This is a genomic window from Aestuariivirga sp. (assembly GCF_044239095.1).
Lineage (GTDB): Bacteria > Pseudomonadota > Alphaproteobacteria > Rhizobiales > Aestuariivirgaceae > Aestuariivirga.
The window spans coordinates 1-10,975 of record NZ_JBIICB010000133.1; the positions used below are offsets into that span (position 1 = coordinate 1).

General features: G+C 65.0%; 9 protein-coding genes and 1 riboswitch. Of the genes, 7 read left to right on the forward strand and 2 right to left on the reverse strand.

Going from position 1 to position 10,975, the window contains the following annotated elements:
• Positions 1-72 precede the first annotated feature (72 nt).
• Both ACILRA_RS12870 and ACILRA_RS12875 read right to left on the reverse strand, forming a co-directional pair.
• Complete coding sequence (locus ACILRA_RS12870) at positions 73-753, reverse strand: restriction endonuclease (RefSeq protein WP_395662497.1); 681 nt, start codon at positions 751-753, stop codon at positions 73-75.
• 79 nt (positions 754-832) lie between these two features.
• Positions 833-2,095, reverse strand: a complete 1,263-nt coding sequence (locus tag ACILRA_RS12875; protein ID WP_395662498.1) for an SPOR domain-containing protein — start codon at positions 2,093-2,095, stop codon at positions 833-835.
• Positions 2,096-2,242: 147 nt separating this feature from the next.
• Positions 2,243-2,457: riboswitch (cobalamin riboswitch) on the forward strand.
• 20 nt (positions 2,458-2,477) lie between these two features.
• On the opposite strand from ACILRA_RS12875, the gene ACILRA_RS12880 reads away from it, so the two are divergent.
• The 7 genes from ACILRA_RS12880 to ACILRA_RS12910 all read left to right on the forward strand — a co-directional run bounded on the left by ACILRA_RS12880 (position 2,478) and on the right by ACILRA_RS12910 (position 10,825).
• Positions 2,478-2,654, forward strand: coding sequence for a CbtB-domain containing protein (locus ACILRA_RS12880; protein WP_395662499.1), 177 nt, complete (start codon positions 2,478-2,480; stop codon positions 2,652-2,654).
• A gap of 16 nt (positions 2,655-2,670) precedes the next feature.
• Positions 2,671-3,414, forward strand: a complete 744-nt coding sequence (locus tag ACILRA_RS12885) for a CbtA family protein (protein WP_395662500.1) — start codon at positions 2,671-2,673, stop codon at positions 3,412-3,414.
• Complete coding sequence (gene cobW, locus ACILRA_RS12890; RefSeq protein WP_395662501.1) at positions 3,411-4,445, forward strand: cobalamin biosynthesis protein CobW; 1,035 nt, start codon at positions 3,411-3,413, stop codon at positions 4,443-4,445. Before ACILRA_RS12885 ends, cobW begins: the two co-directional genes overlap by 4 nt.
• The gene (gene cobN, locus ACILRA_RS12895) at positions 4,445-8,143 is read left to right on the forward strand and encodes a cobaltochelatase subunit CobN (RefSeq protein ID WP_395662502.1); all 3,699 of its coding nucleotides are present in this window, start codon (positions 4,445-4,447) and stop codon (positions 8,141-8,143) included. The genes cobW and cobN overlap by 1 nt, the downstream gene beginning before the upstream one ends.
• On the forward strand, positions 8,140-8,757 hold the full coding sequence (gene cobO, locus ACILRA_RS12900; protein ID WP_395662503.1) for a cob(I)yrinic acid a,c-diamide adenosyltransferase: 618 nt from the start codon (positions 8,140-8,142) through the stop codon (positions 8,755-8,757). Before cobN ends, cobO begins: the two co-directional genes overlap by 4 nt.
• A gap of 332 nt (positions 8,758-9,089) precedes the next feature.
• Positions 9,090-10,214: a sirohydrochlorin chelatase gene (locus tag ACILRA_RS12905; protein ID WP_395662504.1), complete on the forward strand. Its 1,125-nt coding sequence runs from the start codon at positions 9,090-9,092 to the stop codon at positions 10,212-10,214.
• Positions 10,211-10,825 carry a precorrin-8X methylmutase gene (locus tag ACILRA_RS12910; RefSeq protein ID WP_395662505.1) on the forward strand — a complete coding sequence of 205 codons (615 nt, stop codon included), beginning with the start codon at positions 10,211-10,213 and terminating at the stop codon, positions 10,823-10,825. Before ACILRA_RS12905 ends, ACILRA_RS12910 begins: the two co-directional genes overlap by 4 nt.
• Positions 10,826-10,975: the final 150 nt, after the last annotated feature.

Consider the following 10,975-nt stretch of genomic DNA (forward strand, 5'->3'; position numbering starts at 1 on the left):
CCAATCCACTAGCCGAGCATTCCGGAGCATGATCTTATCGCAAAAGTGGTGTCCACTTTTGCGGATCATGCTTCAGCCCCCGGCGTCCCGCGCGAGGCCCGGGACTGCGGACGCGAAATAGCCGCCGTCCACACCCTTGAGCACGATGCATTGCTGCACCTCGACCCCGATGTTGTAGCGCAGCATGATGTCGACGAGGCGGTTGCCGTCGATCAGCACCACGCGGCGGCTGAGCCGCGAGCAGAATTCCGCGGCACCTGGCGAGAAATGCGTCGTGGTCACGAACACGCCCTTTGATGCCTGGCGCGATTCGAGGCTGCCTGCGAAATCCCGGATGTCGGAGATGGGAACGGCAACGCCAGGCTTGAGGCGCTTGGCCTGAATGTAAATGAGGTCGAAGCCCAGCTCGTCCAGCGTGATCACGCCATCGATGCCGCCATCACCCGACCGGCCCAGGCGCTGCGCCGTGTCGCTGCGTTCCGCGCCATATCCCATGGAGAGCAGCACATCAATCACCAGGCGCTCAAAGAAGGCCGGGGGCTGCACATGGATGCGTGCGATGAGCTCGGCGCGCAGCGCGGCATGTGCGGCCTCGACGAGCCTCAGGAGGCACTCGCCGCCTTGGGGGAGGAATGATGGCGCACCCGAACCAGGACCCGCCAGGGCAGGCCTGCGCGGCATGTACTGGTCGGCAAGATCATTGTCGTCGTTCGAGGCTTGCATCAGCTTCTGGAAGTCAAAGATCATGGACATGCCGATAGGTAAGCGAACAACCTTTAACAGGCTGTTAGCGCCAACCCTCGGGTGAAACCCGGATCTCAGGACCAGACGGTCAGGACGCGGCCTTGCTGATGAAACACTTAACGCCGCGGGCCTTCAGCTTGGAGCATTCGCTGCCGGCAGCGCCCTGCGTCTCGAAGCCGATCAGGCGCACGCGATAGAAGATACCCTTGGTTCCAAGATCAGCCCGCACCACCACCGGTTCCTTGCTGGCGAGCACTTTGTGGCGCTTCTTCATGTTGTTCCATGTGGACCAGGCTGCATCCTCACTGGTGGCAGAGGCGATCTGGACAGACCAACCGGTGATCTTGCGCTCCTCGGCAGGCTCTTCAGCCGCGGGCTCTTCAGCTGCAGGCTGTTCAGCCACCGCGGCCAATTGGGTTTCCGCGGCAGCGGCAGGCTGCTCCTCGGGCACGTCTTCGACGGCGAGGATCTTCTCCTCGGCCTTGGAGGTTGACACGGCGGCCACTTGCTCGACCTGCGCCTGGGGAACCCGGTCGGTGAAGAGCTTGCCGGAGGACGGCTCCGCGGCCGCATCATTGCCCCCCATCAGCAGGGCTGAGGGCGCGGCGGCGGCAGGAAGCGTGGTCGCGGCGGGCGTCACTGTGGCGGTCTGCATGGTGTCCGCCAGGGCAACATCCGGGCCTCGCTCACCGTCGAGCACCGCCAGCCGCTTGAGAGCGGGCTCATAACCCGGCTTGGCGGCGAGCGCCTTGTTCAGCGCCTCGCGTGCCTCAGGCAAGCGCTGCAGCTTTTCGTAGGTTGCGGACTGGGCCACATAGACGCGCGCCGGATCCGGGTAGTCGAAGCGCAGCGCCTTGTCGAAATCGGCGAGCGCGAACAGATGCTGGCCACCATCGCGCAGCAAGGTGCCGCGGCTGAAATAGGCGTGGCTGAACTGCCCGTCGAGGAACAGCGCCGAGGTGAAGTCTTCCATGGCGAGCGAGGCGCGCTGCAGCCGCTGGTATGAGAGGCCGCGGTTGTAGAGCGCCAGCGCCCGGAGCTTGCCGGACATGGCGTCGATCCGCAGGGCGGCCGTATAGTCGTCGACGGCGAAGGCATGCTCGTTGAGCCGCTGGTAGGCCAGGCCCCGGTTGAGCAGCGCATTTGCCAGAACCTCCGGCTCCAGCGCGCGGGACTCGATCGCCTTGCTGTAGGCCGTCACCGCGAAGGCCGGATCACCGGACTGCAGCGCCGCATAGGCCTCAGCGACGAGCTGATTTTCAGGTGTGCCGGCCACAGCCCCGGGCGCCGCCGCACTTGCAGCAAGAAACACGGAACAGACCGATGCGAGAAGTACTGTGGGGAACCTCATGATTGTTGATCTTGGTCTTTCAGGGTTAAGAACGTCTTTCCGGAAGTGCGAAAGAGCGTTGAGAACCGGTTAATCCGCGTGCCGGCCTGTGTCGTTTCCGGACGACAGGGTGGCGTCTTCGCGAGTTGACGAATGCCGCACGTCCTGTCACTAATGCCAGTGTGTGGTGCCCGCCAGCCAGACGGATGGCGGGCCTAACAGGGAACACGGTGAGGACGACCCAATCGGGGCTGAATCCGTGACTGCCCCCGCAACTGTGAGCGGAGAGGGCTTCGGCGCTTATGGCCACTGGGAAACCGGGAAGGCCGCCGAAACTCGGTGACCCGCAAGTCAGGAGACCTGCCACACGCAGGAACTTAACTGGTCACCACGGAGGGTGTTCATGACCGCTCGTATTTCTTCTACTTCCACTGTTTCCGCCTCGAAGCGCCTCGCCGCGGGCCTGGCATTGCTGTTCATCGGCGCGACGCTGACCTTCGCGGTGGGCCTGTCGAGCATGGCGGTGGCGCACAACACCGCGCATGACACGCGCCACGCCATCGGCTTCCCCTGCCACTGAGCAGAAGGCCACTCACATGATCGGGCGAGTCGTTCTCGCCGCGCTCCTGGCAGGGATCGCGGCAGGTTTCATCATGGGCGCCATCCAGCACCTTCGGCTGACGCCATTCATCATCGCGGCTGAAAACTTCGAGGCAGCTGGCGCGGCCGGCCATGCCCATGCGGCGCCGGAGGCTGGCGCCGGCAGCGAAGCCCACAGCCACGCGGATCACGATCACGGCCACGCGCATGACCACGGCGAGGGCTGGGCGCCAGCTGATGGCTGGCAGCGGACGCTGGCCACCACCCTCACCGCCGTGATGGCGGGCGCTGGCTTTGCCGCCGTGCTGGCCGCAATCTCCCTCATCTCGGGACTTCCCATCACGCCACAGAACGGACTGGTGTGGGGGCTGTGCGGATTCCTTGCGGTCACACTCGCCCCTGCCATGGGCCTGCCGCCGGAGCTTCCGGGCATGCCCGCAGGCGACTTACTGGCGCGCCAGGTGTGGTGGATCGGCACCATCGCCGCCACCGCCGCCGGCATTTTCCTCATCGCCACGCGGGGTGAGGCCTGGGCCATCGCGCTGGCCATCGTGCTGATCGGCCTTCCGCACCTCATCGGCGCTCCAGGGGCCGTTGACAGCGAAAGCGCTGTGCCGCCGGGGCTTGCCGCCTCCTTCGCCGCCAATGCCATCGCCGCCAACGCCATATTCTGGGTGCTCATCGGGCAGTTCCTCGGGCTCGCCCTCAACCGCACCGCAAAGGACATCTACGCCACATGAGCCAGAAGATTCCCGCTACCGTCATCACCGGCTTCCTCGGTGCGGGCAAGACGACGCTGATCCGCAACATGCTGCAGAATGCCGATGGCCGCCGCATCGCCCTCATCATCAACGAATTTGGTGACGTGGGCGTTGACGGCGAGATCCTGCGCGGCTGCGGCGTTGAAGCCTGCCGCGACGAGGACGTGATCGAACTCGCCAATGGCTGCATCTGCTGCACGGTTGCGGATGACTTCGTGCCCACCATGCGGAAACTGCTGGACCGGCCGGACCCGCCCCAACACATCGTGATCGAGACCTCCGGCCTCGCGCTGCCCCAGCCGCTGGTGCGCGCCTTCAACTGGCCGGAGATCAAGTCACGCGTCACCGTCGATGGCGTCGTCACCGTCGTTGATGCCAAGGCGCTGGCCGAGGGCCGCTTCGCCGATGACGAGGAGGCGGTGGCCGCCCAGCGCGCGGCGGACCCGAACCTCGACCATGAGAACCCGATCGAGGAACTCTTCGAGGATCAGCTCAACTGCGCCGACATGGTGATCCTCAACAAGACCGATCTGCTGGAGGGCGGCGAACACGCGGCAGTGGCGGCCGACCTCAAGACGAGGGTGCGCGCCGGAACCCGCCTCGTTCCCACCCGTCATGGCGAGATCGAAGTCGCGGCACTGCTCGGCGTCGGCGCCTCCGCCGAGGACGATTTGCACAACCGCCTCTCGCACCATGAGATGGAAGGCGAGGAGCAGCATGACCATGATGATTTCGTCACCTTCATCGTCAGCTTGGGCGAAGTGGCGGACAAGGCAGCCATGCTGAAGCGCCTCGAGCAGACAATTGCCGCCCATGACGTGCTGCGCATCAAGGGCTTCGTGGACGTCACGGGCTCGCCCGCGCGGCTTCTGGTTCAGGCCGTGGGCCCGCGCCTCAACAGCTATTTCGACCGTCCGTGGAAAACCGGTGAGCGGCGCGGCACGGAACTGGTGGTGATCGGCGAGAAGCACATGGACCGCGAGGCCATCACCGGCCTGCTGCGAGGCTGATGCATCTCCTCGCCACGACATCGGGCGTGATCGACGGCGCCGCCGAGGCCATCGACCTCGCCCAGCCGCCCGCCGACATCGTGGTGCTCTCCGCCGCCGACAGTGAGCTCGCCTCACTCGCCCGCGCGCATGACCAGTCGCCCTGCCCGCTGCGGCTGTCGAACCTGCTGCAGCTGCAGCACCCGCTCTCGGTGGATCTCTATATCGAGAAGACGCTGGCGCATGCGAAGCTCATCATCCTCCGCATCCTGGGCGGTGCCAGCTACTGGTCCTATGGCCTCGACCAGCTGCAGGCCATGGCAGAGGAGCGCGGCATCCTGCTCTGCGTGCTACCCGGTGACGCGCAACCAGACCCGGACCTCACGCGACGCTCCACCCTCGCCCCACATCACTGCGAGCGCCTGAGGCAATATCTGGTGACAGGCGGGGCTGAGAACGCAACCGCCTTCCTCGCCTATTGCCGCCATCTGCTGGAGGGCATTGAAGCCCCCGCCCCCGCGCGCGAACTTCCCAAGGCTGGCCTTTACCGCGATACGTCGGAAGACGGCCAGCCACTCGCCGCCCTGGTCTTCTACCGCTCGGTTCTCGAGGGTGCGCAGACGGCTCCCATTGATGCGCTGGTGGAAGCGCTTTTCAACCGCGGCATCGGCACGCGCGCCTTCTACGTCGCAAGCCTCAAGGACCGCGCATCGGTCGATGTGCTCATGCAGGGCATCGGCGCGCCGGACATCATTCTCAACGCCACCAGCTTTGCTGTCGCCTCCGGCGGCAGCAGCGATCCGCTGGCCGCCCACGACTGCCCCGTGCTGCAGGTTGTCCTCTCTGGCTCGTCTGAAGAAAGCTGGCGGGAAAGCGCCCAGGGCCTCAACGCCCGCGACCTCGCCATGAACGTCGTGCTACCCGAACTCGACGGCCGCATCATGTCCCGCGCCATCTCCTTCAAGGCGGACAGCCTGTGGCATGAGGGCACGCAGTGCAGGATCGTCACCTACAAGCCGGTGCCGGACCGGGTGGAGTTCGTGGCCGACCTCGCCATGAACTGGCTGAGGCTGCGGCGCACACCAGCTTCTGAGCGCAAGGTGGCGATCATCCTCGCCAACTACCCCAACAAGGATGGGCGCATCGCCAATGGCGTCGGCTACGACACGCCCGCCAGCACGGTGGCGATCCTGCAGGCGATGCAGGGTGAGAGCTATGCTGTTGGAGATTTCCCGGAGACGGGCAATGGCATCATCGAAGAGCTGCAGCGTGGTCCGACGAATGCAAAGGATGCCCGGGTCAAGCCCGTGCATCGTGAGACTCTGGAGAACTCACCTTCGCCGGGCTTGACCCGGCGATCCTTTTCGCTGGCAGATTACACGAAGCATTTCGCCACACTGCCCAACTCCATCCGCACACGGATCACCGAACGCTGGGGCGATCCCTCTTCTGATCCATTCTTCACGGGTGATGCCTTCCATCTCCCCATCCGCCTCTGTGGCAATGCTGCGGTCGCCATCCAGCCGGCACGCGGCTACAATATCGATCCGAAATCCACCTACCACGACCCCGCCCTCTTGCCCCCGCACGGCTATCTCGCCTTCTATTTCTGGCTACAGCATCAGTTCCAGGCCCATGCCGTGATCCACAACGGCAAGCACGGCAATCTCGAGTGGCTGCCAGGCAAGGCCAATGCGCTCTCGCCTGAATGCCTGCCCGAGATTGCACTCGGCCCCCTGCCGCAACTCTATCCCTTCATCGTCAATGACCCCGGCGAGGGAACGCAAGCCAAGCGCCGCACCGGTGCCGTCATCATCGACCACCTCACGCCGCCGCTGACGCGCGCCGAAACCTATGGGCCGCTCAAGGACCTCGAAGCGCTCGTCGATGAATACTACCTCGCCTCCGGCCTCGACACCCGGCGGCGGGACTCGCTCCGCCGCGACATCCTCGACCTCACCAAATCGTCCCGGCTCGACCTCGACGCAGGCTTCACGGGAGATGAGGACGTAGACCTGCAGCGGCTTGACTCCTTCCTCTGTGATCTCAAGGAAGCACAGATCCGCGATGGCCTGCATATTCTCGGCCAGTCGCCCGAAGGCCGCCTCGAAACCGACCTGCTTGCGGCTCTCACGCGCGTTCCGCGTGGGCTGGGCGAAGGGGGCGACCAGTCTCTGATCCGCGCGCTCGCCCTTGATTTCGGCTTCACTGATTTCGACCCACTCACCTGCAACATGGCAGAGCCCTGGACCGGAGCGCAGCCGAAACAACTCGCCGCAGCAGAACCCTGGCGCACCAATGGCGACACGGTCGAACGGCTGGAACTGTTTGCCACTGCGCTCCTCTCAGGCACACCCTGCCCTGATGGCTTCACCAACACGCAAGCCGTGTTGACTCACATCGACTCCCACATCCGCCCCACCCTCCGCTGCTGCGGACCAAACGAGATCGCCTCGCTGCTCAAGGGCCTCGCTGGCCGCTTCGTTGCTCCCGGTTCCTCAGGTGCCCCCACACGCGGGCGGCTGGATGTGTTGCCGACGGGCCGCAACTTCTATTCGCTCGACAACCGCACGGTTCCCACACCCACCGCATGGAACCTCGGCCGCAAATCGGCGGAGGACCTGCTGCTCCGCCACTTCCAGGACTTCGGGCATTATCCGCAGGCGCTCGGCCTCTCCGCCTGGGGCACCTCCAACATGCGCACGGGCGGGGACGACATTGCCCAGGCCCTGGCACTGATCGGCGCGCAGCCTGTGTGGGAGCCGTCAAGCTGGCGTATCACCGGCTTCGAGATCATCCCGCTGGCGAAACTCGGCCGGCCGCGCGTGGACGTGACACTCCGCATCTCGGGGTTTTTCCGTGATGCCTTCCCCGCGCAGATCGAACTCCTCGACAAGGCCATCCGCGCCGTGGGTGCGCTGGACGAGGATGACGACGACAATCCGCTTGCCGCCCGCATGCGTGCAGAGGCCGCAACGCTGGCAGCCTCCGGCATCGCGGCGGATGTCGCCCGCCTCATGTCCGGGCACCGGATTTTTGGGTCGAAGCCCGAGGCCTATGGCGCGGGCCTGCAGGCGCTGATCGACGAGAAGATCTGGACGGACCGCGCCGACCTCGCCGCCGCCTATGTGACCTGGGGTGCTTATGCTTATGGCGCGAAGGCAGAAGGCCTCAATGACGAGCGGAGCTTCACCGAGCGCCTGCGCCGCATCGAGGCCGTGGTGCACAACCAGGACAACCGCGAGCATGACCTGCTCGACTCGGACGACTACTACCAGTTCGAGGGCGGCATGAGTGCCGCGGTGGAGCAGGCCTCCGGCAGCCGCCCGCGCGTCTACCACAATGACCATTCACGCCCCGAGCGCCCGGTGATCCGCACGCTGGAAGAAGAAGTGGGCCGCGTCATGCGCTCGCGCGTCGTCAATCCGAAATGGATCTCTGGGGTCAAGCGCCACGGCTATAAGGGTGCTTTCGAGATTGCGGCAACCGTGGACTACATGTTCGCCTTCGCCGCCACCACGGGCGCGGTGCGCACGCACCACTTCGACCTGGCCTTCGATGCCTTCATCGCGGACGAGGAGACGCAGCACTTCATTTCCGCCAACAACCCCGCCGCCCTGAAGGAAATCGCGGAGCGCTTCCGCGAGGCCGCAGCGCGCGGCCTCTGGACGCCGCGCCTCAACTCGGCCCATCATCTTCTCGAGGAGCTTTCACGATGACCGACGAAACCCCTGACCACGACAACGCCCGCCACCATGAGAAGATGGCCAAGAAGAAGGCCGCGCGCGACAAGATCATGGCGGGCAAGACCATCGAGAAGGGTCTGCTCATCGTCCACACCGGTAAGGGCAAGGGCAAGTCCACGGCGGCCTTCGGCATGGTGTTCCGCTGCGTGGGCCACGGCATGAAGTCCGGCGTCATCCAGTTCGTCAAAGGCGCCTGGGGCACGGGCGAGCGCACGGTGCTGGAGAAGTTCCCCGAACTTGTCACCATCAAGGCCATGGGCGAAGGCTTCACCTGGGAAACGCAGGACCGCGAGCGCGACATCGCCCACTCGCGCGCCGCCTGGGAAGAGGCCAAGAAGATGATCGCCGACCCGGCCTACAAGATGGTGCTGCTGGATGAGCTCAACATCGTGCTGCGCTATGATTACCTGCCGCTGGCCGAAGTGCTGGACGTGCTGAAGAACAAGCCCACGGACAAGCACGTGATCGTGACGGGGCGCAACGCCAAGGACGAGCTGATCGAGATCGCCGACCTCGTCACCGAGATGGAGCAAGTGAAGCACCCCTTCCGCTCCGGGGTTAAGGCGCAGGCCGGGATCGAGTTTTAGTGACATGTCCCTTCTCCCGTTGCGGCACGCAATGGGAGAAGGTGCCCGACAGGGCGGATGAGGGCTTCTCTCCGCGAGCCGTGCAGCCTGACAGAGCCCTCATCCGGCCTTCGGCCACCTTCTCCCATCCTACGGACGGGAGAAGGGGAAAGGATGCCGCAAACGTGCTTGTCGCCACCTCACCCCCGGTCTAGAACCGGCCTCCACAGCGTCCCCAGAGACGGGACTGAGAGCAAATTCCGGTGCGGCCGACCCAACAGCGGGGCCAATGCCGGAGCTGTCTTCCAGACCGGGCCTCGCCCGGGGGCGCGTGATGCATGGAAGGCAGGATAATGGCGGAAAAACTGGGTGTGATGCTGTGCGGCCACGGCAGCCGCGACAAGGATGCGGTGCGGGAATTCGCCGTGCTCTCCGAACACCTCAAGGCCCGCTTGCCGCAATATCCGGTCGAATATGGCTATCTCGAATTCGCCACTCCCATCATCCGCACTGGCCTCGACAGCCTGAAGGCGCAAGGTGTCACCCGCGTGCTGGCCGTGCCCGGCATGCTGTTTGCCGCGGGCCACGCCAAGAACGACATTCCGTCCGTGCTCAACACCTATTCCGCCGCCAATGATCTCAAGATCGACTACGGCAAGGAACTGGGCATCGACCCCAAGATGATGCGCGCGGCAGCAGACCGCGTGCAGGAAGCACTCGACAAGGCGGGAGACCGCATCGCCAAGCATGACACGCTGCTCGTGGTGGTGGGCCGTGGTGCCTCCGACCCCGATGCCAATTCCAACGTCTCCAAGGTCACGCGCCTCCTCTGGGAGGGCTTCGGCTTCGGCTGGGCGGAGACGGCCTATTCCGGCGTCACCTTCCCGCTCGTCGAACCCGCCCTCGAGCATACGGCCAGGCTCGGCTACAAGCGCGTCGTCGTCTTCCCCTATTTCCTGTTCACCGGAATCCTGGTGGACCGCATCTATGCCGCAACGGACGCGGTGGCCGCGCGCCATCCGGACATCGAGTTCATCAAGGCCCCCTACCTCAACGATCATCCGCAGGTGATCGCCACCTTCCAGGAGCGGATCGAGCAGATCCTCACCGGCGACATCGCGATGAACTGCCAGATGTGCAAGTACCGCACGCAGGTGCTGGGCTTCGAGGCGGAAGTGGGTGCGGTGCAGGAGAGCCATCACCACCACGTCGAAGGCATCGGCACGGCGGAAGACTGCGAATATTGTGACGGCGTGTGCAACTCCATGTGCAAGACCATGCCGAAGAAAAAGAAGAAGGACGCGGTGCTGGCCATCGACCCATCCAAGATCCTCGCGGGCCCCGCGCACCATCACCATCATGGTGACGAGCACGGACATGAGCACGGCCACGATCATGACCATGACCACGGCCACACCCATGCCATTTACCCCCATGCCGACCATCCGCTGGGCCCCCGGAGCATGCTGAAGAAGTGACGCCCTACCTGCGCGACCCCGCCGCCATCTACCAGCGTTCCTTCGAGATCATCCGTGCCGAGACGGATTTCTCGAGCCTGCCGCCGGATGCCGAACCCGTGGCCACGCGCATCATCCACGCCTGCGGCATGCCGGAGATTGTGGCTGACCTCCACATCTCGCCGGATTTTGTGCCGGCTGCCTCAGCTGCTCTGGCTGCGGGCAAGCCCGTGCTGGTCGATGCCGAAATGGTCCGCCACGGCATCATCGACAAGCAACTCACCGTCATCTGCACGCTGAATGACCCCAAGGCGCGCGAGATCGGCCTTGCCACCGGCAACACCCGCTCCGCGGCCGCCGTGGACCTCTGGGGGGATCATATGGAGGGCGCGGTCGTGGTGATCGGCAATGCGCCAACCGCGCTGTTCGCCCTGCTCGAGATGATCGACAGGGGCGCGCCGAAACCTGCTGCCATTGCGGCATTCCCAGTTGGCTTCGTCGGAGCGGCGGAATCGAAGGACGAGCTTCACGCCAACCCGCGCGGCATAGCTTACGCCACGCTGCTTGGCCGCAAGGGTGGCTCCGCCATGGCCGCCGCCGCCATCAATGCCCTCACGCGCGGTGCGGCATGAGCAGGTGGCTCACCATCACAGGCATGGGCGAGGATGGCTGGGACGGCCTAAGCCTCAAGGCCCGCCACGCCATCGAGACGGCGGAGGTCATCGTCGGCTCGTCCCGGCTGCTCGCCTTCCTGCCGCCGACAACGGCCGAAATCCATGAAT